Source organism: Nocardia sp. MH4, from assembly GCF_019266065.1.
In the GTDB taxonomy this organism is placed as follows: domain Bacteria; phylum Actinomycetota; class Actinomycetes; order Mycobacteriales; family Mycobacteriaceae; genus Nocardia; species Nocardia canadensis.
Genome location: NZ_LPNR01000120.1, coordinates 1 through 24,924, shown reverse-complemented (window position 1 = coordinate 24,924; position 24,924 = coordinate 1). Strand labels below are relative to the sequence as shown.

The window sequence follows — 24,924 nt, the reverse complement described above, 5'->3', positions numbered from 1 at the left end:
ATCAGAACAACGCGCCCATGAGCCGGGTGCAGCGGGCGATCATGGCCTCGGCGCTTTCCTCCGGGTGCCGCAGCCACCAATTCACCAGTGCCGTCACCACACCCATCCAGACGTCGGTGAGCGCCGACAGGTCGGCGGCATCGGTGATTCCGCGTTCGGCGAGCAGGGCGGCCGCGCCCCGGTAGGCCTGCTCGGCGAGGCGGCATTCGGCGCGATGTGACGCGTCGGCCGCGATGCCGTCCGGCGGATAGGACCGGTCCAGCAGCACGTTCCAGTCGTGGGGCCTGCGGGCCAGCGCGGCGATGACGACTTCGAGTGTGTGCTCGGCCATCTCGATTCCCGGGGTGCCGTCGAAGACCGGCTCGATGGCGCCGCACACCGCGTCGGCCGCCCGCTCCACGCACGCGGCATAGAGGCCCTCTTTGCTGCGAAAGTAGTGGAACACCATGGGTTTCGAGACCCCGGCCGCGCTCGCCACGCCGGCCGGGGACAGCCCGGCGTACCCCACCCGGCTGATCTGCTCACCGGCGATGTCGAGAATCTGCTGTTCCCGCTCGGCGCGCGGCACCCCTTTCGTTCCCGCCGTGCCCATCACGCCCTCCTTCCGCTGGTTGACCGTGCCCGGCCACCAGGTAATTTACCGCCTCGCCAGTGCCGGTCAATTGGTCGGGCGTCCACGTCGACGGGCATCCACGGACTGGTTGACGACGAATTGACCAAACGGTAATTTTCCTATCGGTCAGCTCGATGTCCGTCCAGCGAAAGGCGCCGGTTTCCATGGCGATGACGACTCCCCTGCTCCACGGCATTCAACGCACCGTGTCGAGTTCCCACGCGGTGAACGGCACCCCGTACGACCCGAACACCCCCTTCCATCCGCCCCGTGGGCGCTACCGGACCGTCCACTACGGCCTGATGTTCCCCGGCCTGCCCGCGCCGCTGAACTTCCTGGACTTCATCACCGTGATCGGGCAGCCGAAGGTGCGGGCGTTCCGCAACGCGCATCTGATCGAGACCTCGGCGGCCGACACCGCGAACCTGCTGGCGGGCACGGCGGTGCGATTCCCCGGCCAGTTCCGCGGCTACCAGGTCGCGCGCGATCTGGAACTGGCGCCGGACGCGAGCCTGATCCGGTTCGGCGAGGACTTCGCCCTGCGGGGCAGCTACCCGAATTTCCTGGTCACCTACCGCAATCCGGAGTTCCGGGCGGATCTGCGGGTGCGCGCCACCGACAAGATCGCGCATTTCGCCAAGCTGCGCGGCGGGCTCTACGACCACTGGTCACTGCTGTGCGAGTACGAGGGCACCGTCGACCACCAGGGCACCCGGTACGACCTGTCCGGGCTCAGCACGCTCGAATACGCCCGCGCCGTCGCGGTCGACCTGTTCCTCACCTTCTTCACCTATCAGATCATCAACATCGACGCCGACACCCAGGTGCTGATGGTGGAAGTCCGTGGGCCACTGGGCATTCCGCTCCAGCAGACCGTCTACGTGCGCTCCCGCACCGACCACGGCGGCGCCTACGAGAACGGCTACCGCTATCGCGTCGCCGGGTACGAACACACCCCGCGACACACCCCCGAGGGCCGGGACATGACCCTGGCCACGACGTTCGCCTGGGCCGTCGACGACGACAACGGCGACCCCCTGATCCAGATCGACGCCGTCGCCAACGACGACTATGTCTACGGCATGACCGGTGGCTACGTCGGCAGCTACCGCTACACCGGCACCTTCCGCGGCCGTCCGGTCACCGGCACCGGCTACGTCGAACAGATCGGCACACCGTAGCCGCGCGCCGCCGAGCTATGGCGAATGCGGCAGACCGGCCGCGTCGCGCATGGCAGCACGGCCACGCCGCGCGGCGGACGCGTCGCCGAGTAGCTGGATTTCCTGGTTGACCGCCATCGAAATGCCGATGAGCACGGTGTCGATCTGCTCGGGTGGCCGCTGCGCGGCGGGGGTTTCGCCTTGCGCCGCGGCGATTTCGGCGGTGAGGTGGGCGCGCCAGTCGGCGACGACCACCCGCAGCCGGTCCCGCAGTACGCCGGGCCGTCCATCGAGTTCCGACGATGCCGCGGTGACGAAACACCCTCCCGGAAAAGGACATTCGGCCAGGTAGTCGATCCAGGCATCGATCAGTCGCGCCAGCCGGGCCGGGCCCGGCGCCAGGTGCGACAGTGGCGCCAGGACGGCGGCCCGAAAGATCTGACCGGCCCGCTCGAGGGCAGCGGCCTGCAAGTCCTCCCGGGATCCGAAGGGGCCGACGACCCCAGCCTTGCTCATCGCGAGCCGGGAGGCGAGCGCGCCGACCGTCAGCCCTTCCAAACCGAGACACGATGCCTCGTCGACAGCGGTCCGCACGATCCGATCCCGGGTACGGGCCGCTTCGGCGACGGAGCGACGGGGAGACATCGACCGCTAAAAAGGATGTCTCCGAATGAGTGAACTGCTCCGACTCGACGCGACGGCGACCGCGCTGATCGCCCACGATGTGGCCACTGTCGCCGACGCGGAGATGGACGCGCCGACCCCGTGCGCGGGCTGGACCGTCGCGCCCTGCTCGGCCGTGATCCCCACTGGGTCAGCCGCCGCGACGGTGGTCACTAGCGCGGCCGGAGGCGGGTCAGCGGGCCGGGAAGCGCAGGATGCGGTCGTCGCCGGTGCGGGGGTCGCCGCGGCCGTCGGTGTTGGAGGTGGTGAGCCACAGGGCGCCGTCCGGGGCCACCGCGACGGTGCGCAGGCGGCCGTAGGTGTCGCGGAGTAGATCCACCGGAGCGGTCGCTTCGCCCTCGGACAGCGTTGCAGTCCAGAGCCTTCGGCCACGCAGGGCGGCCAGGTAGAGGGTGTCGCCGGCGATGGCGAGCCCGGAGGGCGAGGACTCGGCGGTCGACCAGGACAGCAGCGGGTCGGTGAAGCCGCGGTCCGCGCCACCCGCGCCTTCGACGGTGGGCCAGCCGTAGTTGTGGCCCGGTTCGATACGGTTGAGCTCGTCCCAGCGATTCTGGCCGAACTCGGCGGCGTAGAGGGTGCCGGCGCGGTCCCAGGCCAGGCCCTGCACATTGCGGTGGCCGAGACTCAGAATCGGTGAGCCTGCGGTCGGATTGCCCGGTGCCGGTGCGCCGTCGGGGGTGAGCCGCAGGATCTTGCCGTTCGGGCTCGCCGGGTCCTGCGATCGTGCGCTGTCGGCCGCGTCACCCGTGCCGACGTAGAGCATGCCGTCGGGTCCGAAGGCGATCCGGCCGCCGTTGTGGTTGCCCGCCTTCGCGATTCCGGTGAAGATGACCTCCGGCGTCGCGCCCGGCCGCAGGCGCACGATGCGGTTGTCCTCGGCGGCGGTGAGATACGCGTACACGTATCCGGTGTCGGCGTAGTCGGGAGCGACGGCGAGACCGAGCAGTCCGCCCTCCCCGCGCGCCACGACACCGGGCACCTGATCGACCATCTCGGGCGCGCGGCCGGGCGTCACGCGCAGGATGCGGCCCGAATCCCGCTCGCCGACCAAGGCGGCGCCGTCCGGCAGGAACGCCAGTCCCCACGGCACGTCGAGGCCGTGCGCGATCTCCTCGGCGGCGCCCAGATCGGGACGGCCCGCGGGCAGGCTCGGCACGGTCGAGGTCACGGCGGCGGGCGCGCTCCGGTCCGGCTCGTCGCTCGCGCAGGCGGTGACCGTGAGGGCGACCAGCGCGGCGCCGAGGACAGCTCGTGGGCGACCGGTCGTCACCCACCCATGGTGTCAGATCAGCTTGGCGAGCTGGTCGCGATCGGTGGCGTCGAGCTTGATGCACGCGCGATAGATGTGCCCTTCGACGGTGCGGACCGAGACGCAGAGCCGTTCGGCGATGGCCCGGTTGGACAACCCGCGGCCGATGAGGGCGGCGATCTCCCGCTCGCGTTCGGTGATCGGCAGGGGACGGGCGGCGGCCGTGATCGCCGGTGTGCAGGCGCCGTCGCAGCGGGCGGCCAGCGCGGTGGCGCGGGCCGCGGCCTGGGCGCTGGGACGGCGCTGACCCGCGTGGTCGAAGATCGGGACGGCCTGAGCCGCGGCGTCGGCCGCCGCCAGCAACAGCCCGGCGTCCTCGAACTCGACGCTGACCGCCGCGAGCGCCGTGGTGTCGGAGTGGGCCAGCGCGGCCGCGTGGCGGGCGTAGATGCCGGCCGCGGGTCCCTGCACCCGGGCCGCGACGGCGGCGAGCCGGGTGGCCAGGGTCCGGTCACCGAAGCGGGCGGCGTGGTGCAGCGCCTCGGCTTCCTGCGCGTACTGGCCGGTGCGGTGGGCCAGGTCGGCCGCCTTGCGGGCCAGGTCGATCGCGGTGTGCTGACTGTGCTCGGCCGCGGCCACCCAGGCGCGCGCGATCATCCGCTGCGGCTCGTGCAGGGCCATGTGGGGGCCGCTGTGCTCCTCGGCGTCGGCGAGGACCCGTTCGGCCTGGTCGACCTCGCCCACCGCCGCGTAGGCGCGGGCCAGCACCAGCCGGGCGGGCAGCTGCCAGGGCAGGGTGCAATCGGCGTTGAGCGCGGCCAGCGCCTGCTCGAAGGCGGCGATCGCGGCCCGGAACCGGCCGCGATAGGTCGCGACGACGCCGATCGCGATGCGGGCGATCGCCCAGCCGGCGAACTGGCCCGCCGAGGAGAACTCCCGGTATTCCGAGGCCCGCTGTTCGGCCAGGTCCAGGTCACCGATCATCGTCAGGGCGACCACGTCGCCGTAGCGCACCATCACCCGGATCAGGCCGTCGGTGGATTTCTGCTCGGCCGTGATCCGGGCGGCGATGGGCGCGAAGTCGGCGCCGCGACCGACGTACGGCAACGCCAGGCCCAGCGAGAACGCGGCGAAATCGGCGGCCTGCCGGGGCGAGTCCGGATCGGCGAGCACGCGCTCGGCCTCCGCGACGCCGACGCCGAGCCGGTTCTCGTGCACGGCCATCGCCGCGCGGACCGCGTCGACCAGCAGCCGCAGCGACGGATGCTCGACGCGCGCGGCGACCAGGTCGATGAGCTGGTGGGCCCGCGCGACATCGCCGAGCGACCAGAACTGCAGACTCGCGCGCGGCAGCCCCCACTGCACCACCTGCAGCGGATCGAGCCGGTCGGGGTCGAACCGGGCGAGGATCTCGTCGGCCTCGTGCGGTTTGCCCTGCCACAGCAGCGCCCGCGACAGCAGTTCGGCCGCGCGCAGGCCACCGCAGCGTTCGCAGGCGGCGCGCGCCAAGCGCTCCCCCAGCGGCAGGTTCGCCAGCGCGATCGCGTCCTTGGCGGCATTGATCAGCAACACGATGTCGATCGGCTGATCGCTGTCGACGCACAGCTGGGCCAGCCGGATCCGCTCGGCCGGGGTGTCCAGCGGCCGGTCGCGCAGCGTCTCGACGATGCGACCGCGCCGCGTGCGGGCCGCGGCGGTGCCGATCCGACGGCGGACCACCTCGCCCAGCAGCGGATGACTGAACCGGGCGTCGACCGAGCCGCCATGGCGGCAGACCCGGATCAGGCCGCTGAGCTCGGCGGCGTCGACGGCCTCGACGCCGACGAGCTCGGTGAGGATGTCGATGTCGAGCGGCTCGTGGACCGACAGCATCCGCAGCGCGTCGAGTACCGGTTCGCCCGCCCTGGACAGCCGCTCGTCGAGCAGATCCACCAGCCCCGACGGCACGGCGGTCGGACCGCGCAACTGCCAGACCCCGTTGACATCGGTGAGCGTGCGCGCCTCGACCGCGCCTTCGACCATGTTGCGCAGGAACAGCGGGTTACCGCCCGAGGCCTCCCACATGACGTCGGCGCTGAGCCCCTCCAGGGTCCCGCCCAGCACGGTCTCGACCAGGGTGGTGCACTGCGTCTTGGACAGCGGTGTCAGTTCGACGCGCGCGAGGAAGCCGTCCTTCCACAGTGAGGTGATCGCGTCGGGCACGTGCTCGCCGGAGCGGACCGTGGCCACGATGCGCGCGCCGCGGTCGGCGGCGATCTGGTGCACCAGGGTGGCCGACAGGGTGTCGAGCAGGTGCGCGTCGTCGACGCCGATCACCGTATCCGGCTGGGCCAGAACGTTTTCCCGTGCCGAGTGCAGCAGGGCGAGCGGATCACGGGAGGCCGACGCGGCGATCCAGGGGGCGAACGCGCCGAGCGGAATGGCTTGCGACGAGGCGGTGCACGCCACCCAGCGGACCGGGTCCGTGAGCACCGAGGTGACCAGCCGGGCCAGCGTGGTCTTGCCGATGCCTGCGGCGCCGACCAATATCACTCCGCCGCTGTTCCCATTCGTCAAAGCCGTACGCACGGTGTCGAATTCGGCGGGGCGATCGAGCAGTTGCCACAATTCGCCCATACGCCACAATTCTAGTTCGCGACCGGCTCCCCCACAACGGACCTGCGCGGTGGTCATGGCGGCAATTCGGTCGCGTCACGGGGCTCGAGCCGCGGCGCGTTGTTGACGTCGTGGCGATAGTCGCTCGACGCCTCGTAGACCCGCTTTTTCAGCCGGTTGATCGACCCCAGCGGACGGTGCGCGTCCAGGCCGCGCCAGGAGTTGAACGACAGCACGTCGTCACCGTAGGCCCGCCGCTGCGGGGTGTAGGGATCCTGGACGTCGAACCGGATGGTCGCGACCGTGCGATGCGGAGACGCCTCCTCCGGCCACGGCACAGTCGCGTCCTCGATCGGCATCGTGGCCACGTCCGTGCACAGCTGCGCGCGCAGTTCGTAGGTGGCGCTGTGCGCGGCGAAGAAGTCGACGACGGCGTCCTGATGGGCATTGACCCCGGCCCCCGTGCTCACCGGTTGTCCTTGCAGCGCGGCGACTTCCGGCGACACCGGGACATAGAGCAGCTTGGCGACATAGTCGCCGTAGCGCACCGGCGCCGAGGTGTAGAAGGTCTCGCCGAGGATGTGGGTGTTGGGCGCCACGAACACGCCCAGATTCGGGGGCACCCGCTTGCCGATGCGCCGCAGCACGTGCTTGTCCAGGGCCGCGACGAGATCGCTGCCCGCGCGAAGCACCTCGTCGGGCAGCCGGGCCAGCACCCAGGCGGTCGGCATGCCCCGGGTGAGGTAGGCGTGCGCGTCGGCGAACAGGAACTCCCGGTGGGTCACCATGATGAAGTCCTGGGTGGTGGCCTCGTCGCCGGGCATCGCCCGCGGACCGTGCACGCCCAGCACCTTGATGCCGAGGCCGCGCACGCCCCGCAACTGATCGCTGCGGATGACCCCGGAGGTGCTCGACAGCCGGGCGATGACCGGATAGGTCGCCGGGGTGGCGAACAGGCCCTGTGCCAGCTCGGGCGGCAAGCCGGCGGGCACGGTGAGCTCGCCGCGCAGGATGCCGTGGCTCTTGGCGTGCGCGTCGCGCAGTCCGCGCTGGTATTTGCGGTAGGCGCGTTCGTTGTTGTCGCGCAGCACCGCGATGATCTTGTCGATGATCTGTTCTTCGTCGGGGCGCGGCTGTTCCAGGTCGTCGCGGAAGCGCAGGTAGGTCATCGCGGAGTCCTCCACGGCGCGAAGGGATTCGCGACGCCCGCGAGCGCGGGCGCCAGCGTGGGGAAATGGCGCAGCAGCACGGTGCGCATGCTGTTGTCGCGCACCCAGGCCATACCGGCCTCGGTGTAGATCTCGGGCCGGAAGTCGGTGGTGAAGAACCGGTCGGCCGACAGCCGCCGCGACGCCATCAGCACGAAGATCCGGAACGCGGTGTCGCTGAAGCCGAAACCGGGAGGCTTGGGCTCGGCGTAGAGGCCGATCATGAGATCGACGTCGTCGACGTTGCCGTAGACCTGTTCGAGTTCACGCGCCCACCGTGGATTGTCGGTCAGCTCGTCGAACGAGGCGGCGGGCCGCAACCGCAGTTGCCGCCGGAACTCGTTGTAGCGCGGCACCCCTCGCTCGCGGACCCGCAGGATGTCGATGGTGGCGAGGTCGATCAGCGGCTGCCCCGGCCTGGCGAGCTGCTGCAGATGGCGCGGATAGTTGTGCAGCGTCAGCGCGCCGGGGTTGGCGCGGCCGAAGGAATAGAACAGCGTGTCCATCGGCGTCTCGCCGAGGCGCTCACGGATGTGAGCGACGCCGAGCTCGGGGAACGGATACTCGGCCAGTACGCGGTCGTCGGTGAGACTGCGCACCACCAGATCGTCGGGGATCAGCGGGTGCATCCGGTACACCGAGACGAATTCCTCGGTCAGCGCGTACGGCACGCCGTGGTCGTCGACCGCGGAGCCGGGGATGCCGGAGAGCACCTCGTTGCCGACGAGCCTGCCGAACCGGCGCGAGATCCGTTCGCCGAGGACGCCGAACCAGTTGGCGCGCATGGCCGCGACGGTGGTGGGGTGGGCGATGATGGCCGGGGTCCAGTCGACGGTGTGGATCTTGGCGATCAGCGCGGCGTTGATCAGGCGAGCGGTGTCGTAGAGCTGCTGGTCGTCGAGGTCCGGATAGCGCCGCGACAGGCGGCGGCAGATCGCGTTGTGCTCGCGCAGGAACAGTGAATGCAGCAGCGCCAGACCGACCCAGGCGTTGGCGGCCGCGTCCGAGAGCGCCAGCAGGGTGGCCGCGTCCAGCGGCGGCAGGCCGAGCTCGTCGATCACCAGTTCGCCGTTCTTGCCCGAGCGCAGGGCGGACGCGAAAGCCGCTGTGCTGCCGTAGATCTGGGAGGCGTCCCACCAGTGCGAGTCCTCGGTGACATGGCTGGGCGGGTCGCCGGGCCCGGCCCCGGGGACGGTGGCGGTGCGCTGGATCGTCATCGGCCGTTCGGGCCAGGTGTCGTGCTCGTCGAGCGTCACCCGGAACGGCTCGCTGTCGGTGCGGGTATGGCTGAACCAATCGTGCACCTCGAACTGGATCCAGGCCGCGGCCAGCAGGTTCAGGGTGGTGGCGGGCTGGAAGCCGTCGCGGGCCAGCAGGCGCAGGCTGACCTGGCGCGGGTTCGGTTCCTGGATTCGGGCGGAGTCCTCGGGGTAGCTGTGCTCGGGTGCGAAATTGCGCCCGAACCGGCAGCCGACCGACCCGGTGCGCGGATCGGTGGCGCTGTTGTACGAACCGTCGATGGTGCGCGCGGCCCGGTGTTCGCCGGTCGTGTCCGGCGGCAACGGTCCGGCCGGATGTCGGCCGGTGTCGAACAGATTGCGCGAGCGCAGCCTGCTGCGCAGGCCGACCAGCACGGCCAGCCCCAGCGGGGTGGGTAACCGGAACCAGCCCACGCGCCGGTCGAGCGCTTCGGCGGCCTCGACGGCGGCGCGGGCGACGAACGACCGGTGGGGCGGCGACGACTGCGGCGGAATCGCCGGCTGTGCCTCGACCATCGAGAACCTCCACGTAGCTGACTGGCTCGAACCGCGGTGTACGAGAAGTGGTCGCAGATCAGTGTCCGGCACCGGGTGATCTATGTCACGAGTAGTGCACTACTCGGTGCCCTGACCGGCCCGTGTTCCGGCGGCCGTGATGTCGCCGCGGCCCGGCCCACGGCAATCGAGTAGCGAATTACGCGCGCCGAACGGCGGGGGCATGGGCGACGCTGCTCGGGTGACTACTCCGATCGAAATCAAGGTCAATCTCGACGGTGACCTCCTCGACGCCCAAACCCGGCTGGGGTGCACCAATGCCGCCGCGATCAGCCGGGACGTGTGGTTCGCCGAACCCGCCGTTCCCGGCGCGCGCGGCGCACCCGCCTTGCTGGCGGGCCGGATCGCCATCCGGCTGCGCAGTGGCGACCACGACGACCTCACCGTCAAACTGCGGCCCTGCGCCACCGCGCAGCTGGTGGGCCGCTGGGCGACGCCGTTCAGCGAACCGGGGATGCAGTACCGCATCGAGGGCGACTGGTGCGGCGAACGCCGGGTGCTGTCGGCCTCGGTGGTGAGCAGACGCCCGGCCGGTTCGCTGCGGGTGGCGGCCCTGTGCGGCGAGGACGTCACCGACGCCCTCGACTCGGCCCAGCGCCAGTTCCTGGTCAGCTGCACGCCTCCGGGTGTCGTGGTCGATCATCTACGCGCGATGGGTCCGGTCGCGTCGACGAAGTGGACCAACATCGCCGTCGGCGATCTGGCCGCCGACGCCGAGCGGTGGACGGTCGACGGGCTCGACCTGTTCGAGCTCACGCTGAAAGTGACGCCCGCGCCGGGCGAATCCCCCACCGCCCTGCACGCGCGCGCCCTCGACGTGCAGCACCGGCTCCATGCCGCCGTCCGCGGCTACGGTCTGTCGATCTCGACCGAGCTGACCAAGACCGAGCGGGTACTCACCACGCTGACCGCCGCGCGATCGGTCGTCGGCGAGTAGGCGCTAGCGGGCCAAGACCGGTGCGCCGGTCTCGCCGTCGGACTCCGGCGCTCCGGCGCCGGGCGCACCGACCAGCCCGGCGAAGACGGGATCCGCCAGCGCCCGCTCGGTCACCTCGTGCCCGAGGGCGCGGTAGGCCTCGAAATCCCATTCGCTGTAGAGCTGGTCGCCGGTGGAGGTGTACGGGAAGTCCGGATGTGCCCTGCTGTAGTTCTCCAGGTCCCAGCTCAGGTCGTCGATCAGCTGGGACCGGAGGTAGTAGATGTCGGTGGTGGCGCCGTCGAGATGCCGGGCGACACCGTGTGCCCACGCCTTGTGGGCGCGCTTGCGCTCCCCGCGCAGCATCTGCCGCAGGTCGATGGTGATCTCCACGCAGTGGTCCATGCGCGCCGTCGCGATGGCTTCGGCCAGCGCGCAGAACCGGTCGTCGGGACTGCCGCTGGCGTCGAGGACGAGCACCGTCGCCGGCCGCCTGCGCAACGCCTCCACCAGCCCGAGGTTGTCGTAGTGGCCACCGTCGGTGACATAGAGCCAGCGGTCGTACAGCGACGGATTGCCGAAGGCCTCGCGCAGCAGCCGGTACGGTCCCGGTTTGTCGGCCCAGCTGTAGGCCGCGGGCAGTTTCGCGGCGAGCCTGCCCTGGGGGACCGGCCGCCAGTACGGATTCGGCAGCCACACTCCCAGACGCGCGTTGAGCAGGGCGAGCAGGATCCGGACCGGCCGGGTGCGGGCGCTCTCGCGGCCGGTGAGCGGGCTGAACGCGGCGCCGCTGATCGCCATCGCCGCGGGCACGGTGACATCGCGATACCGGTAGTCGGCCACCTGCTCGTAGGGCGCGGTCGGACGCAGGCCGTCCTGGGTGAGCGCGCGGTCACCGACGACGCCGATCCGGTCCGGATCGAAGACGAACGGCACGCAGCCGCGCCGGGTGGGCACGAAGGCGACGTCGTTGGCGTTGGCGGCCGCCGCGATGACCAGCCGCGGTCCGTGCCCGACCGGCTTGCCGTAGTCGGAGTAGCGCAGCGCGGTGCTGTAGGGCAGCGGCACCGCCTGGTGCGACCGCGGATCCTTCTCCACGAGAAAGGCTTTCGACAGCGCTTCGCGGTAGTAGGTGTGCAGCGAGGTGCGGTTGGCGTCGGTGAACACCTTGATCGCGACGGCGACGCCGATCATCCACCAGGCCAGCGTCCAGTTCGCGCGCGCGTGCGCGTCGGTGGCGAAGACCGTCGTCCAGCGCAGCAGCAGCACGACGGCGACCGCGACGATCAGCGCGCTGCCCAGCCACGGGGCGAGCTGCTTGCGCACCACCGCGAGCACGCGCCCGTACCAGCCGCTCGCCGCGTCGCCCGTGTGCAGCCCCTTCCACGCCGAGCGCCCGAGCCCGATCACCGCGACCAGCGTCGCGCCGAAGGTGAGCGCGCCCTTCGCGCCCGGGTCGACGAGCCCGACGAGCAACGTGGTCGGCGCGCCGGCGGACCCGTCGGTCACCCTGCTCAGCACGTACAGGGCGACCGGGACCCCGACGAGCAGCACCGCCAGCGGCGCCCCGATCCCCAACAGCACGGAGGACCCCTTCGCGAGTACGTTGCGCATCCGGTCCGGCACCATGGTCAGCCGATCCCAGGCCTTCTCCACCACGAACGCCGCCAGTGCGAGCGCGAACGGACCGAGCGCGATCGCCAGGTACCAGTACCCGCCCGCGGGCACCAGGTGCAGTTCGAGCCGATCGCCGTCGCGGGTCAGCACGTCGATGTCGTCGAGCAGCCAGCCCAGCCACCACGACACCGCCAGCAGCGAGATCCCGACCAGCGTCGCGTTCACGGCGATGCCGTAGAGCAGGGAGAACACGGCGCGGAACTTGTCGGTGCCGCGCGGCATCAGGTAGCGCGTGCGGCGGCGCAGATAGGCCAGCTCCGAGGATTCGAGTGCGTAGGGATCAGTGAAGTTGCGGTGCAGGATGTGCATGGCCGCGGCGATGTAGCCGCCGCCGCTCACCCCGACCACCGCGGTCGCGCTCTGGTAGCGTCCCCGGTCGCGCAGTACCTGGAGCGCGCCGAGGCAGAACGACGCGGACCGGATGCCGCCGCCGGAGCAGCAGATGATCAGCCCGCTCGGCGCGGGGGCGGTGGTGGGGGTCGGCGCGTACTGCGGTTGCGACGGATCGTCGCCGGCGAGGCGGTGCTTGGTGCCGAGGTACCAGATCATGGCGGTGACCACGAGGGCCAGCAGCAGGAAGAACAGGTGCAGGCCCGCCTGGGCGCGCAGCAGCGTCACCGTGGCGCCGCCACAGGACGCGGGCTCGCCGGTCAGCCGGATCGCCAGCGCGAGATCGGCGCCACCGTCGAGCACCGACAGCAGCAGCGAGCCGGCGAAGACCAGCTTCGCGAACTGGGCGTACTTCGGGTCCAGCCGCAGCGAATAGATGTAGACGTAGTACCGGTAGGTCGCCGTCGGCGCCGCGATCGCCATCATGGCGCCCACCAGCAGGGCCAGCAATCCCGCGGTGTGGCATTCCTGGGCCGTGCGCGCGCCGAGCGGAAACGCCATCGTCGCCTGCACCGCGACGAGGAAGACCACGATGCCGGTGGTGGACGCGAAAACCTTGCCACGCCCGACCTGTTCGATGGTCGCCAAGCCCGAGGTGACGTGATCGCCGCTGGCTCGCACGGGCGATCCGGCGTGCTGTTCCGCTGTGGTCATGGCCGGTCAGTTCACGATGATGGAGTTGCGCAGCATCCGGAGCTCGGCGTCCCGGCCGACGGGGTACCGCACCGTCATGGTGCCGTCGGCGTGCGGGACGCCATCGAGGACCCGCATCGTCGCGGGTCCGAGGAACAGGGTGCGGTCGGCGTCGACCTCGGTCCGGTCGATTCCCCTCGTCCCGACGCCGTTGTCGGGCCTGCCGGCCGGTGCTTTCGCCGCTTCGAACCACTCTTCCCCGGTGTCCGGGCTGGCTGCCAGGACCGCGTCCTCGATATCCGAATCGAACATCTCCCTGTCCTTTCGAATCGTGGGGAGATTCCCACCCCGATATCGTCGCGCACCGGGTACCCGTGCCGAACGCGTAATGCACTACTCCACCTCCGCCGGGCGATTCGCCGGATTGGGGTAGTGCGGCACGCTATCGAGTCCGGCACGGCCGCCGAAGAATTGATCCGCGCCGGACTCCCCCGGCACCCCCTGATCGGACATCCCAGACGGAGGGAACGACAGTGAGCGGATACTCCTTGCACATCGGACTGAACCGGGTCGATCCCACCGCCTACGGCGGCTGGGACGGCGCGCTCGCGGGCTGTGTCAACGACGCGAATGCCATGGCCGCGCTGGCGGCCGCGCAGGGTTTCGCCGGCCCACGCGTGCTGCTCGACAGCGCGGCGACATCGTTCGCGATCATCGGCGAGATCGCCCGGCTCGCCGGCGCGGCGCGAGCGGGCGATCTGGTGCTGGTCACCTACTCCGGCCACGGCGGCCAGACCAGCGACGTCGACGGCGAGGAGGACGACCGCCGCGACGAGACCTGGGTGGTGTTCGATCGCCAGATCGTCGACGACGAGCTGTACCGGATGTGGTCGCGGTTCGCGCCCGGCGTGCGGGTCGTTGTCTGCTCGGACAGCTGCCACAGCGGCACGGTGGCGCGCGACGCCTTCACCCGCGAGACCCGCACGGCGATCGTCGATCTGGCCGCGCGCGACGATCCCGGTGGCGACCTCGGCACCGTGGTCCACGGCAGCGCCAAGGCGATGCCGCTGGAGGTGCAGACCGAGGACAACAAGCAGCGCGCGGCCATGTACGCGTTCGTCCAGCAGCTGGCCGGACCGAACTCGCGGGCCGCCATCGAGGCGGGCGTGGTGCTGCTGGCCGGCTGCCAGGACTCGCAGCTGTCCTACGACGGGCCGGTCAACGGACAGTTCACCGGCGCGCTGCTGCAGGTGTGGGGCGACGGCGCCTTCGACGCCGGCTATCGGCAGTTCCATCAGCGGATCATGAACGCGATGCCACCGGACCAGGTTCCGAACCTGTTCACGNTGTGGGGCGACGGCGCCTTCGACGCCGGCTATCGGCAGTTCCATCAGCGGATCATGAACGCGATGCCACCGGACCAGGTTCCGAACCTGTTCACGATCAACGCCGATGCCGCGTTCCTGGATCAACGTCCGTTCACCCCGTGACCACGGCGCGGCGGGCGCGGCCCGGGCCGCGCCCGCCGCGCCGGTGCTCAGTCGGTCAGCATGCGCCCGATCGTGGCCGCGACCGCCGGGTGCGCGAGGTACTCGGCGATATCGTGCGCCCGCTCCTTGGGGTTCTCGACGGGCAGATCGAGCAGGTCGGGTCCCCATGCCTGGCGCAGCGGGCAGCCGATGGCGATCGGGTCGCCGGCGTACCAGGTGTTGAGCCAGTCGCCGATCCGGTCCGGCCGGTGCGGCCCGCCGGTGAGCAGCTTGCCGTAGACCCCGTCCAGGCCCAGCGGACTGCCCGCGGTGACGAGCAGGCGCACGGTCAGCTCCCTGGGCAGCTGGGTGAGCAGATCCATCGCCACCACCGTGCCCAGACTGTGGCTGACCAGCACGAGCTCACCGCTGGTCGGCATGTCGGCGAGCACGGTGTCGAGTACTCCCTTGCGGACCCTCTCGTCGTCGAGATAGGCCGCGACGTCCTGGAAGATCGCCCCGATGAGCAGCGAGTCCAGGCCACTGCGCGCGGCGATCCAGCCGAGCTGGTCGCGCACCCGGCCGAGGACGACCGAACCGAACCCGAAGCCCTCCTGGGCCATCGGGTCGCCTGCCTGCGCGGCGGTCGGCATGCCGAGGCGCTGGGCGGTCTCGGCGACCAGGCTCTCGTAGAGCTCCGATCGGGTCGCCACGGCCGCTTCGCGGGCGCCCAGGCTCGCGACGAGCTGGTCACCGTAGAAGGGGAAGTGGACGTCGGCGGGATCGATCGGGCTCAGGTCCGCGAGAGTGAGGCCCTTGTTCAGGCCCGCGGTCCAGCTGCGGCGCAGCTCGGCCGGGTCGCGGCCCTCCTGCCTGCGACCGTGCAGGAACACGACGCTGCGGTTGCCACCGAACGCGCTCGGCCTGCCGTGCGGACCGCGCACGATCGTCTCCGCCACCGAATCCGGTGGTGGCGCGGCGGCTGTCGGGTCGACGACCACGGCGTCGGCCGCCAGGCATGCGGCGGGGCCGAGTTCGTCGAGCAGCGCGCGCTGCCCGGGATCGAAGGTGCGGGAGCCGAGATCGCGCAGCAGCACACTCACGCGGATGCCTTCGTTGGCGACCCAGCGGATGGCGTCGTCACCGTCGCCGCCCTGCCACGGCTTGCCGTCCTTGCGCAGTACCCGGCCCTTGTCGTCCTTCTCGGGCACGCCGGCGTGGTGCAGGGCGACGATCTCCCATTGATCGTTGAAGACCGGCGACCCGGAGTTCCCCGGCTCGGTGTCGGAGGTGTAGTGCAGGAAGTCGTCGAGCTGCAGATCGAGCCGGTTGTCGCGGATCGAGATCTCCTTGAGCCTGCCCAGCGGATGACCGACGACGTTCATCGCCTCCCCGATGACGATCTTGCCCGGCTTGGCGATCAGCGGGTTCCAGCCGAAGGTGTTCCCCGGGGCCGTGCCGTCGGCACCGGGCGCCACTCGCACGAGGGTGTAGTCCAGGTGCCGGTCGGTGACGAAGAAGTCGCCCGGCGCGAGATCGAAGCGCACCGTCTGGGTCGGCACATTGTCGATACCGGCTTCCGCCGCGAATTCGATGATCACCGATTCGGCGACATCGACGCTGGGCAGCACATGGTTGTTGGTGAGCAGCAGCTGCGGCGAGACCAGCGACCCGGTGCCGATCGGCACCCGGCGGCCGTGGTCGGACAGCGAGATCCGGGCGACGGCGGCGGCCGCGCGGGTGCCGCGGGTCAGGAAGTTGACGGCCTGCAGTTCGTTGGCGAAGCCGATGACCCGTTCCAGCGAGCCGATGCTGTCGAGCGGGTCCTGCCTGCCCAGCTCGATGACCGCCTGGGCGGGCACCTCGCCATTGCCCAGCAGCCGGTCGGCGCGGGCGAGGATCTGTTCCTCGGTGTCGACGACATCGGATTCGGACGCCTCGCGTTTGCGGGTCACCTCGTCGCGCTCGGTCGCGCTGTCGGCGAAGCGCCGCGACGCGGCGTTCATCTGCTCGCGCCATGCGGCGGTGCGGGTGTCGCTTTCGGTATCCATGGGTCACCTCGCCCGGAGAAGGATGCAGCTGGTTCCCTCAGCGTGGGCTGGTGATCCGGTGCCGGACACGAGTAGCCGACCACTCGATTTTCGGCCTACCGCGCCCACCGGGAGGAGCAAGGCGGCCGCACCACGAATCCGTTGATCCTGCGGACGCGGGCGACCATACTTCGAGAGTAGGCCGCGCGGCATGTCGCCCGGCCCAGCGTGGGCGCCCGACGTGCATCCGGATCGTCACGATCAGGGAGTTCTCATGACCACCAGCGCATCGTGCGGACGACGGTCCCGGCGGCGCACCGGCATCGTTGTCGCGGTTCTCGCCGCGGCCGCGCTCGCCGGGTGCGGCACCAGTACCGAACCGTCCGATCCGACCCGCCCCACCCCCACCCAGATACCGGAGATCGGCACCGCTGCCGCCGATCAGCTGTGCGACATGCTGCGCGCCGAGATCGACAACTGGCGGCAGCAGGGCACCGCCGTCGCCCGGGTGTCCTACAACGGCACCGTGCACAACTGGGCGTTGCGCAACGGCGCCATCAACACCGCGATCACGCTCAACCGCGGCGCGATCGACACCGTCACCATCCAGCGTTGCCCGGATGTCCGTGACCAGGTGCTGGCCACGCTCGACATCAGCGATCTCGCCTCCGGTCTGGCCGGATTCTGACTCAGACCGCGGCGCCGGTGCCGAACCACTGCTCGGCGAGCTCCGCGGAATCGGTGCCGAGCACGTGCCCGATCGACTCCCAGGACGCGCCCGTCGCGCGGACGAAGCGCACGGCCTCGACGAGCCGCTGACGCGCGGACTCCGAGTCCTGGAACGCCAGCCGCACCGGCATCAGCGCCCGCATCTCGAACTGATGGCACTCCCAGTCGTCGAGGACGAGCCGGGTCAGGGTGGGGTCGAGCCTGCCGGACGGGCTGTGCAGGCGGCGATCGGCGGGCGCGTGGCCGAGCGGATGCGGCGAGCGCCGCCAGGGCCGCCCACGCCATCGGCCGCAGGAACACTGCGCGCGCCAGCCGATCGGGTCGCGCGCGTCGTCGTCGACGATGTCGACGACCCATCCGTGATGACACTCGAACACAGCATTCATACCGACTCCGATGTCGATTCCTACCGACTCGGCCCACAGAATCCGACCGACTGGTGTGTGAGACTGGTCTTCCCAGGTACTCACCATCGACGTCTTCGCGGCACGGCGCAACCACCCCACCCCGATATTGGGACCAATCACACAACCGCGGGACCGGGCATGGGATCACCGGTACGATCCGGTCGCCGCACCGGCGGCACGGCGACCGGCCGCGGGATCAGCGCAGCGTGACGGTGGTCGGCAGCGCGGCGAAGCCCCGGTTGTTCGACGAGTGGATGCGCACCAGGTTGTCGGTGTCGATCTCGTAGTCGGCCACCGCGGCGACGATCTCCTGCAGCGCCACCCGCAGCTCCAGCTGGGCCAGGTTCATGCCCAGACAGTGGTGGCGGCCCGCGCCGAAGGCGAGCGAGGCGCTGGTATCGCGGTCCAGATCGAAGCTGTCGGGGTTGTCGAAGACCGCCTCGTCGCGATGCGCCGAGCCGGTCAGCAGCAGGATGCGGGCCTGGGCCGGGATCTCGACGCCGTGCAGCTCGATCGGCGTCGTGGTGGTGCGCAACTGGGCCTGGGTGGCCGGGTCGTAGCGCATGGACTCCGCGATCCAGTCGTCGACGCGGCCGTCGAAGGCGGCGCGGCGCTGATCGGGGTGCAGCGCGGCGCTGTGCCAGGCGTTGCCGAGGGTCAGCATGACTGTCTCGATGCCCGCCCCGACGAGCAGGATAAGCACCCCGACGATCTCCTCGGGCGTGAGCCGGTCGTCGCCGTCGGCGGCGTCGAGCAGACCCGAGAGCAGATCGTCGCCGCGCTGCTGACTGCGCGCGATGGTCAGCTCCGTGTAGTACCCGACCAGCGCCCCGATCGCGGCCATCGCCTCCGGCCGTAGATCGGTCGACTCGGCGTCGGTGTACATGATCTCCATGCCGAGCTTGCGCAGCAGTTCCCGATCCTGTTCCGGCACACCGACCAGTTCGGAGATGACGTCGGTCGGGAAGGGACCGGCGAAGTCGGCGATCAGGTCGAAGCTGCCGCGCTCGAGCAGCGGCCGCAGGGTGCGCCGGGCGATCTCGCGCAGGCGCGGCTCGAGGCTCTGCACCCGGCGCTGGGTGAACGCCCGGACGACGAGTTCGCGCATCCGGGTGTGCTTGGGCGGGTCCATCGCCACGAACGAGAAGAACTTCTCCGCCTGCGGTCCCCAGAACGCCGGCTCCATCCGCAGGCCGTTGGCGCTCGAGAACCGCTCCGAATCGCGCAACGCCGCCCGGACGTCGGCGTGCCGCGACAGGGCCCAGAAGTCGTCGGTGTCGTTGCGGTAGACGGGGGACTCACTGCGCAACCTGGCATAGTACGGATACGGATCGGCATGGACAGCGAAGTCGTAGGGGCTGAACTGCAGGGGCATGGCCGTGCCTTTCGCGGCGGCGGGACCAGCCACGCCACCACCGGTCTCGAGTCGGGCTGACAGGGACGACCGTAGTCGAGAGAAGGGAAGTGCGCCGTGGACTTCGAGGCCGCTGCCGACCGGGTGGACGTCACCAAACCGCACCCTGCCCGCCGGTACGACTACTGGCTGGGCGGCAGCGCCCATTTCGAAGCGGACCGCAAGTCGGCCGACGCCGTCGCCGAGGCGTTCCCCTCCATCCATTTCGCCGTCCTGGAGAACCGCAGTTTCCTTCGTCGCGCGATTCCCTACCTCGTGCAGACGGTGGGCATCCGCCAGTTCCTCGACATCGGCACCGGACTGCCGACCGCGGGCAATGTCCACGAACTCGCCCAGGAGATCGCCCCGGAAGCCCGCGTCGTCTACGTCGACAACGACCCGATCGTCCTCTACCACGCCCGCGACCTGCTCGACAGCTCCCCGAGTGGCGCGACCGCCTACATCGACGCCGACCTGCGCGACCCCGCCTCGATCCTCGAGCATCCGGCTCTACACGGCACCCTCGACCTCGACCGGCCGGTGGCCCTCATGCTCTGCGCGGTGCTGCACTTCCTCACCGACGAGATGCACCCCTACGAGATCGTGCGCGAACTCTGCGCGGCCCTGCCCTCGGGCAGCTACCTCACCATGACCCACGCCACCGACGACCACCTGTCTCCCGAGGACCTCGCGGCGAACGTCGCCGCCAACGAGCGCAGCGGCGTCCCGTTCCGGCTCCGCTCGACCGCCGAGTTCACCCGTTTCTTCGACGGCCTCGAGCTCGTCTCACCGGGCATCACCTCGGTGATCGACTGGCGGCCCACCGAATGGCGCCCGCACCCGCGCAAGGAAGCGGTCTCGATGCTGTGCGGGATGGCCCGGATCCCCTAGCTGGCGCGCGAGATCCACGCGAGGAGTTCGTTCTCCACCTCGTCGCGGTTGATCTCGTTGAGGATCTCGTGGCGGGCGTTCGGATAGACGCGATAGGTGACGTCGGTGAGCCCCGCGTCGCGATACCGCTCGACCTGCAGAGCACTCAGTCGCGCACCGACGGTGAGCGGATCGCGGTCACCGACCATGACATACAGCGGCAGGTCGGTCCTGATGCCGCGCGGCCGGGCCAGCCGTTCGGTGCCCGCCCTGGCCAGCAGCGCCATGTTCGCCGCGTCGATTTCGAATCCGCACCACGGGTGGGCCAGGTAGGCGTCGACCTGGGCCTCGTCGCGGCTGAGCCAGTCGGCGGTGGTGCGCACGGGCTGGAATTCCCGGTTGAACAGGCCGAGCAGATCGCCGTCGGCGGCGGCGATCTCGATGAACAGCTCGTCGACCGCGGTGGTGCCGCACAGGACGGCGGCGTCGACGAGCGCGTCGTGATCGAGCAGATACTGCTGGACCGCGAACGAACCGAGGCTGTGCCCGAACAGCACCACGCGGCGCCCGGGATGGGTCTCGCGCAGGATCGTGGTCAGCGCGGCCATGTCCTCGACGAGCAGGTTCCAGCCGTTGTCGCCCAGGTCACCGGGCACCCCGGTCATGCTGTGGCCGTGTCCGCGGTGGTCGGCGGCGTAGACCGCGTAGCCGAGCCCGGCGAGACGCTCGGCGAGATGGCTGTAACGCGCGGCGTACTCGCCCATGCCGTGCGCGATCTGGACCACGCCGGTGACGTCGTCCCCGGCGGGCAGCCAGGAGCGGACGTGGATGGTCGTGCCGTCGCTGCTGGTGTAGGTGAACATGGATCACTCCTGTGTGATGTGCGGGAAATGTGGTGCGGGAGCGGGTTTCACGGCCGGGCGATGGCGCGTTTGAGGATCTTGCCGGTCGGCCCGGTGGGCAGCGCGTCGAGCAGCCACACCTGGCGCGGGTACTTGTAGGCGGCGACCCGGACCCGGACGAACTCCTGGATCTGCGCGCCGGTGCTGGTCGCGCCCTCGCACAAGGCGACCGCGGCCACGATCTCCTCGCCCAGATGCGCGTCGGCGATGCCGATCACCGCCGCCTGGGTGATCTCGGGATGCTCGTAGAGCACCTCTTCGATCTCGCGCGGATAGACGTTGTAGCCGCCGCGAATGATCATGTCCTTCTTGCGGTCGACGATGTAGAGGTAGCCGTCGTCGTCGCGGCGGGCGAGGTCACCGGTGCGGAACCATCCGTCGGGAATCGCGGCGGCGGTGTCGGCGGGGCGGCCCCAGTAGCCGAGCATCACGTTCGGGCCGCGCACCGCGATCTCCCCGACCCCGTCGATCCGATCGACGAGCTCGACCTCCACATCGCGGATCGGCGTACCGATCGATCCCGGCTTGCGCACCCGCCCCGCGTGGTTGAACGCGACGACCGGACTCGTCTCCGACAGCCCGTAGCCTTCGAGAATCACACAGCCGAAACGCTTTTCGAAGGCGTGCAGCAGTTCCATCGGCAACGAGGCGCCACCGGAGACGCAGCGGCGCAGGGTCGACACGTCCGCCGCGGCGGCTCCGGCATCGTGCAGCAGCGCCGAATACATCGTCGGCACACCGGCGAAGACGGTGACGCCGTCGCGGGCGATCGCCTCGAAGACCGCGCCGGGCTCGAAGCGCGGCACCAGCGTCAGGCAGGCGCCGCTGCGGATCGCGGTGTTCATCGCGCAGGTCTGGCCGAAGGTGTGGAACAGCGGCAGACACCCGAGGATCACGTCGTCGGCGCCGATGTCGAGCACGGTCACGGCATAGACGTCGGCGTTGTGGATCAACCCGGCGTGCGACAGCGCGGCGCCCTTGGGCGTCCCGGTGGTGCCGGAGGTGTAGAGGATCACCGCGGGGTCGTCGGCGGCGACCGGGCGATCGTCGCGGTCGGGGGCGTGCCCGGCGAGCAGTTCGGCCAGGCCGTCGGTGTCGATGGTGAGCACCGCCGTCTGCGCCTCGCGCGCCCCCTGCGGCCCTTCCCCCGGACCGCCGGCCCAGTCCAGCAGCAGCACCGCGGCCGAATCCCGCAGGTAATAGGCGACTTCGCGCGCCTTCAGCAGCGGGTTCATCGGCACGACGACCGCGCCGGCGCGCAGGATGCCGTAGTACAGCACGACGAACTCCGGCACGTTCGGCAGCATCAGCGCCACCCGATCCCCCGGGGCGATGCCGCGATCGCGCAGGAACGCGGCCACCAGGGCGGTGCGTTCGGCGAGTTCGTCGTAGGTGAGCACGGTCGCGCCGGCGCGCAGCGCGGGACGGGTCGGATAGCGGTGCGCGCAGCGCAGCAGGTTCTCGCTCAGAGCGGGCGTCGGCATGCGAAAAATCGTCGCACCGCTGTGACGCCGATCCCATGGATCGCCGGACAACATCGCCGCGACACCGTTGTCCGTGGGAACAATCCCACCCCCGGTAAGCTGCGGAAATGGTTCGAACCTCGCCTCCGGGCCCGATCGTCGACGTCGCCGCGGCACTGCTCGCGCGTATCGACGATCTCGGGCTGCAGCTGGCCCGGCGCTTCGTCGCCGAACTCGACACCTACCGCGACGAGAACCTGGTGCCGTTCGCGACCATCCACACCTCCTGCACCCGCAATCTGACGCTGATGGTGCAGCACTTCACCACCGACGAGCCGGTGGATCCCGAGCCGCCGAAGGAGACGGGCAGGCTGCGCGCCCAGCAGGGGGTGCCGCTGGCCGAGACCCTTCACGCGTTCCGGATCGGGTTCGAATTCCTGTGGTCGGAGCTGGTCGCCGAGGCCAGGCGGCATCCGGCGGTCACCGACGCGGTGCTGGTCGATCTGGGCGCCGAGGTGTGGGCGCTGGCCGGGGAGTACTCCGTCGCCGTCGCCGCCGCGTACCGGGAGAGGAGCTCGGAGCTCATGCTGCAACGCGAGCACGAGCGCTCGGTACTGGTGGAGGCGCTGTTCACCGGCGTCATCGCCGATCCGGCCACGCTCGGCGAGGCGACCCGCATCCTGGGCCTGCCGCCGCGCGGCCGCTACGTCGTGGTGGCCGCGGAGGTCAGCGCGGCGGGCCGGGAGGCGCTGCCCGGCATCGAGTCGACCCTGCGCCACGCCCGGATCACCTCGGCCTGGCGGCTGCAGCCCGATCAGCAGATCGGCGTACTGGCACTGCCCGCCGACCGCGAGCCTGCCGCGCTGGCCGCCCTGCGCAAACACCGGGCCCGCATCGGTATGAGCCCACCGTACGAATCGCTCACCGAGACCCCGCAGGCGTGGCACTTCGCGCGCTTGGCGCTGGTCGGCCTCGCCGATCGCGCGTCCGGTGTCGCCCGGTTCGACGACAATCCGCTGGGCATGGTGGTCGCGGCCGCGCCGGTGGAGGCCGCGCATATGGTCGACATGCGCCTGCGCGAGGTGCTGGCCCTTCCCAACGACGAACGCGGCCGACTGCTCGAGACCCTCGAAACCTGGTTCGCCGCAGGCGGTTCCGCGACCAGGACCGGCGAACGGCTCTATCTGCACGCCAATACGGTGCGCTATCGTCTGCGGCGCGTCGAGAAGCTCACCGGCCGATCCCTCGCCGATCCCGCCGCCGTCCGCGATCTCGGTGCGGCACTGCAGGCATGGCAGGTCCTGGCGACGGTGCGCGCGCAGCGCTGAGCCGCGCGCTACAGCGCTTCCAGGCGCGCGGGCACGTGCTTGTGCCACGGCGTGCCGGCGAAGGCGTCCTTGTGGGCGGTGCTGGTCAATTCGTTCGGTGACACCCCCGCGCTGGTCGTGGTGCCGTCGCCGGCGGGGAAGTCCAGACCGTGCCCGTTGGGCAGCGCGATATTGCCCGCGCGCATCATGTCGCTGATCTCGACGGTCACGGTGGCCGTTCCGGTCTCGGTGACCAGCCGGGCCCGATCTCCGTCGGACACGCCGGCCGCGGCGGCGTCGTCGGCACTGACGCGCAGGTGCCCCTCGCGGTCGCGGCGGCGCCAGTCCGGGTTGCGCAAGATGGTGTTCGCAGTGAAGGACCGGCGTTCGCCCGCGGCGAGGACCAGCGGGAATTCCGGTGTGGTCCACGCTGTCCGCGCGGTGGGCAGCGCGCGGACCTGGTCGAGCAGGGTGTCGACGTCGAGGGTGAACCGGCGATCCTCGCGTTTGACGTAGTGCCACACGTCGTCCCAGGTGTCCTCGGTGAACACCACCCCCGACGGCGATGCCAGGATCGTGTCGAACAGCTCGTTCCCCGGCGTGAGGCCGCCGCCGGTGAACCCGGCGCGGCCGACGGCCTTCGGATTCGACAGCGCGCACAGCTGGCTCACTCCCCACAGCACCGCGGCGCCGCGCACCGCGGGATCGAGGGTGGCCCCGAGCGTTTCGTAGAGCAGGAACGGCACGACCTTGCCCAGCGCGGGGTTGGCGGCGACGGTCGCCAGGAAACTCGCGCCGAAGGTGGCGCGGCCGGTCTCGGCCGCCCGCCGCAGCCGGGTGATGGTCGCGTCGTCGACCACCCGCAGCCGGCGCAGCAGCCGCGCGTAGATCTCCGGCTCGGGCAGCGTGCCCGCGAGTGGTTCCAGCAGCGGCTTGCGCAGGTGGAAGACGTTGCGCGGGAACTCGAAATTGAAGAACGTGGCCTCGGGCTTCTCGAACTGGCTCGCGGCGGGCAGCACGTAGTCGGCCTGCCTGGCCGTCTCGGTGAACGCCACGTCGATCACGACGGAGAGCTCGGTGGCTCGCATCGCGTCCCGGAAACGCTGCGAGTCCGGCAGCGAATGCGCCGGGTTCGACGAGTCGATCCACAAGGCGCGGAACCGTTTCGGGTGCTCGGTGAGGATCTCGTCGGCGATCGAGTTGCACGGCACCAGCCCGCCGATGATCTTCGCCCCGGTGACGGGTGTGACCCGGTTGCCACCACCACCGCCGCCACCACCTCCGGCGAGCAGGCCACCCGCCAGCGGCACCACGGCGTCGAGCAGCGCGGACGCGCCCGCCTCGACGCCGGGTCGCAGCGCACCGACCCGGGCCAGCGCGGGCAGCGTCGTCCCGACCGTGGCCGCGACCGCGGT

20 protein-coding genes are annotated in these 24,924 nt (G+C 70.6%); 6 read left to right on the top strand and 14 right to left on the bottom strand.

Annotation, left to right across the window (positions count from 1 at the left end; all coding sequences use genetic code 11):
- Nucleotide 1: 1 nt before the first annotated feature.
- The gene (locus ATM97_RS27045; protein WP_218721018.1) at nucleotides 2–592 is read right to left on the bottom strand and encodes a TetR/AcrR family transcriptional regulator; all 591 of its coding nucleotides are present in this window, start codon (nucleotides 590–592) and stop codon (nucleotides 2–4) included.
- Nucleotides 593–783: 191 nt separating this feature from the next.
- On the opposite strand from ATM97_RS27045, the gene ATM97_RS27040 reads away from it, so the two are divergent.
- The gene (locus ATM97_RS27040) at nucleotides 784–1,794 is read left to right on the top strand and encodes a DUF6670 family protein (protein WP_255588504.1); all 1,011 of its coding nucleotides are present in this window, start codon (nucleotides 784–786) and stop codon (nucleotides 1,792–1,794) included.
- A 15-nt stretch (nucleotides 1,795–1,809) separates the two neighbouring features.
- Here ATM97_RS27040 and ATM97_RS27035 read toward each other — a convergent pair whose 3' ends face one another.
- The 5 genes from ATM97_RS27035 to ATM97_RS27015 all read right to left on the bottom strand — a co-directional run bounded on the left by ATM97_RS27035 (nucleotide 1,810) and on the right by ATM97_RS27015 (nucleotide 9,284).
- Nucleotides 1,810–2,367, bottom strand: a complete 558-nt coding sequence (locus ATM97_RS27035) for a TetR/AcrR family transcriptional regulator (protein WP_308248634.1) — start codon at nucleotides 2,365–2,367, stop codon at nucleotides 1,810–1,812.
- A 262-nt stretch (nucleotides 2,368–2,629) separates the two neighbouring features.
- Nucleotides 2,630–3,727 (bottom strand): sorbosone dehydrogenase family protein, encoded by a 1,098-nt coding sequence (locus ATM97_RS27030; protein WP_218721015.1) that lies wholly within the window; start codon nucleotides 3,725–3,727, stop codon nucleotides 2,630–2,632.
- Nucleotides 3,728–3,739: 12 nt separating this feature from the next.
- Nucleotides 3,740–6,322, bottom strand: coding sequence for a LuxR family transcriptional regulator (locus tag ATM97_RS27025; protein WP_218721014.1), 2,583 nt, complete (start codon nucleotides 6,320–6,322; stop codon nucleotides 3,740–3,742).
- Nucleotides 6,323–6,375: 53 nt separating this feature from the next.
- On the bottom strand, nucleotides 6,376–7,470 hold the full coding sequence (locus ATM97_RS27020) for a catalase family protein (protein WP_218721013.1): 1,095 nt from the start codon (nucleotides 7,468–7,470) through the stop codon (nucleotides 6,376–6,378).
- A complete protein-coding gene (locus ATM97_RS27015; RefSeq protein WP_218721012.1) occupies nucleotides 7,467–9,284 on the bottom strand; it encodes a peroxidase family protein in 1,818 nt (605 codons plus the stop codon). The genes ATM97_RS27020 and ATM97_RS27015 overlap by 4 nt, the downstream gene beginning before the upstream one ends.
- 220 nt (nucleotides 9,285–9,504) lie before the next feature.
- Between ATM97_RS27015 and ATM97_RS27010 the strand changes: the two genes are divergently transcribed.
- Nucleotides 9,505–10,260, top strand: a complete 756-nt coding sequence (locus ATM97_RS27010) for a hypothetical protein (protein WP_218721011.1) — start codon at nucleotides 9,505–9,507, stop codon at nucleotides 10,258–10,260.
- Nucleotides 10,261–10,263: 3 nt separating this feature from the next.
- On the opposite strand, the gene ATM97_RS27005 is transcribed toward ATM97_RS27010, so the two are convergent.
- A complete protein-coding gene (locus ATM97_RS27005; RefSeq protein ID WP_218721010.1) occupies nucleotides 10,264–12,960 on the bottom strand; it encodes a hypothetical protein in 2,697 nt (898 codons plus the stop codon).
- 6 nt (nucleotides 12,961–12,966) lie between these two features.
- Nucleotides 12,967–13,251 (bottom strand): hypothetical protein, encoded by a 285-nt coding sequence (locus ATM97_RS27000; protein WP_218721009.1) that lies wholly within the window; start codon nucleotides 13,249–13,251, stop codon nucleotides 12,967–12,969.
- Nucleotides 13,252–13,472: 221 nt separating this feature from the next.
- Between ATM97_RS27000 and ATM97_RS26995 the strand changes: the two genes are divergently transcribed.
- The gene (locus tag ATM97_RS26995) at nucleotides 13,473–14,429 is read left to right on the top strand and encodes a caspase family protein (RefSeq protein WP_218721008.1); all 957 of its coding nucleotides are present in this window, start codon (nucleotides 13,473–13,475) and stop codon (nucleotides 14,427–14,429) included.
- A 47-nt stretch (nucleotides 14,430–14,476) separates the two neighbouring features.
- Here ATM97_RS26995 and ATM97_RS26990 read toward each other — a convergent pair whose 3' ends face one another.
- Nucleotides 14,477–16,459 (bottom strand): serine protease, encoded by a 1,983-nt coding sequence (locus tag ATM97_RS26990; protein ID WP_255588502.1) that lies wholly within the window; start codon nucleotides 16,457–16,459, stop codon nucleotides 14,477–14,479.
- A gap of 253 nt (nucleotides 16,460–16,712) precedes the next feature.
- On the opposite strand from ATM97_RS26990, the gene ATM97_RS26985 reads away from it, so the two are divergent.
- Nucleotides 16,713–17,126, top strand: a complete 414-nt coding sequence (locus ATM97_RS26985; RefSeq protein ID WP_218721007.1) for a hypothetical protein — start codon at nucleotides 16,713–16,715, stop codon at nucleotides 17,124–17,126.
- A gap of 1 nt (nucleotide 17,127) precedes the next feature.
- On the opposite strand, the gene ATM97_RS26980 is transcribed toward ATM97_RS26985, so the two are convergent.
- Both ATM97_RS26980 and ATM97_RS26975 read right to left on the bottom strand, forming a co-directional pair.
- Nucleotides 17,128–17,553 carry a hypothetical protein gene (locus ATM97_RS26980; RefSeq protein WP_218721006.1) on the bottom strand — a complete coding sequence of 142 codons (426 nt, stop codon included), beginning with the start codon at nucleotides 17,551–17,553 and terminating at the stop codon, nucleotides 17,128–17,130.
- Between the two features lie 217 nt (nucleotides 17,554–17,770).
- On the bottom strand, nucleotides 17,771–18,949 hold the full coding sequence (locus ATM97_RS26975) for a cytochrome P450 (protein ID WP_218721005.1): 1,179 nt from the start codon (nucleotides 18,947–18,949) through the stop codon (nucleotides 17,771–17,773).
- A gap of 96 nt (nucleotides 18,950–19,045) precedes the next feature.
- Between ATM97_RS26975 and ATM97_RS26970 the strand changes: the two genes are divergently transcribed.
- Nucleotides 19,046–19,858, top strand: coding sequence for an SAM-dependent methyltransferase (locus tag ATM97_RS26970; RefSeq protein WP_308248633.1), 813 nt, complete (start codon nucleotides 19,046–19,048; stop codon nucleotides 19,856–19,858).
- Here ATM97_RS26970 and ATM97_RS26965 read toward each other — a convergent pair.
- Both ATM97_RS26965 and ATM97_RS26960 read right to left on the bottom strand, forming a co-directional pair.
- On the bottom strand, nucleotides 19,855–20,700 hold the full coding sequence (locus ATM97_RS26965) for an alpha/beta fold hydrolase (RefSeq protein ID WP_218721004.1): 846 nt from the start codon (nucleotides 20,698–20,700) through the stop codon (nucleotides 19,855–19,857). The genes ATM97_RS26970 and ATM97_RS26965 overlap by 4 nt on opposite strands.
- 47 nt (nucleotides 20,701–20,747) lie before the next feature.
- The gene (locus ATM97_RS26960; RefSeq protein WP_218721003.1) at nucleotides 20,748–22,223 is read right to left on the bottom strand and encodes a long-chain fatty acid--CoA ligase; all 1,476 of its coding nucleotides are present in this window, start codon (nucleotides 22,221–22,223) and stop codon (nucleotides 20,748–20,750) included.
- Between the two features lie 107 nt (nucleotides 22,224–22,330).
- On the opposite strand from ATM97_RS26960, the gene ATM97_RS26955 reads away from it, so the two are divergent.
- The gene (locus ATM97_RS26955; RefSeq protein ID WP_218721002.1) at nucleotides 22,331–23,530 is read left to right on the top strand and encodes a CdaR family transcriptional regulator; all 1,200 of its coding nucleotides are present in this window, start codon (nucleotides 22,331–22,333) and stop codon (nucleotides 23,528–23,530) included.
- A gap of 8 nt (nucleotides 23,531–23,538) precedes the next feature.
- Here ATM97_RS26955 and ATM97_RS26950 read toward each other — a convergent pair.
- The coding region (locus ATM97_RS26950) for a molybdopterin dinucleotide binding domain-containing protein (RefSeq protein ID WP_218721001.1) at nucleotides 23,539–24,924 on the bottom strand (1,386 nt) is incomplete at its 5' end.

Coding starts and splice junctions, on each gene's coding strand:
- ATM97_RS27045 (WP_218721018.1), bottom strand. CDS start 592: ATGGGCACGGCGGGAACGAAAGGGGTGCCGCGCGCCGAGCGGGAACAG.
- ATM97_RS27040 (WP_255588504.1), top strand. CDS start 784: ATGACGACTCCCCTGCTCCACGGCATTCAACGCACCGTGTCGAGTTCC.
- ATM97_RS27025 (WP_218721014.1), bottom strand. CDS start 6,322: ATGGGCGAATTGTGGCAACTGCTCGATCGCCCCGCCGAATTCGACACC.
- ATM97_RS27020 (WP_218721013.1), bottom strand. CDS start 7,470: ATGACCTACCTGCGCTTCCGCGACGACCTGGAACAGCCGCGCCCCGAC.
- ATM97_RS27015 (WP_218721012.1), bottom strand. CDS start 9,284: ATGGTCGAGGCACAGCCGGCGATTCCGCCGCAGTCGTCGCCGCCCCAC.
- ATM97_RS27005 (WP_218721010.1), bottom strand. CDS start 12,960: ATGACCACAGCGGAACAGCACGCCGGATCGCCCGTGCGAGCCAGCGGC.
- ATM97_RS27000 (WP_218721009.1), bottom strand. CDS start 13,251: ATGTTCGATTCGGATATCGAGGACGCGGTCCTGGCAGCCAGCCCGGAC.
- ATM97_RS26990 (WP_255588502.1), bottom strand. CDS start 16,459: ATGGATACCGAAAGCGACACCCGCACCGCCGCATGGCGCGAGCAGATG.
- ATM97_RS26985 (WP_218721007.1), top strand. CDS start 16,713: ATGACCACCAGCGCATCGTGCGGACGACGGTCCCGGCGGCGCACCGGC.
- ATM97_RS26980 (WP_218721006.1), bottom strand. CDS start 17,553: ATGAATGCTGTGTTCGAGTGTCATCACGGATGGGTCGTCGACATCGTC.
- ATM97_RS26975 (WP_218721005.1), bottom strand. CDS start 18,949: ATGCCCCTGCAGTTCAGCCCCTACGACTTCGCTGTCCATGCCGATCCG.
- ATM97_RS26965 (WP_218721004.1), bottom strand. CDS start 20,700: ATGTTCACCTACACCAGCAGCGACGGCACGACCATCCACGTCCGCTCC.
- ATM97_RS26960 (WP_218721003.1), bottom strand. CDS start 22,223: ATGCCGACGCCCGCTCTGAGCGAGAACCTGCTGCGCTGCGCGCACCGC.
- ATM97_RS26955 (WP_218721002.1), top strand. CDS start 22,331: ATGGTTCGAACCTCGCCTCCGGGCCCGATCGTCGACGTCGCCGCGGCA.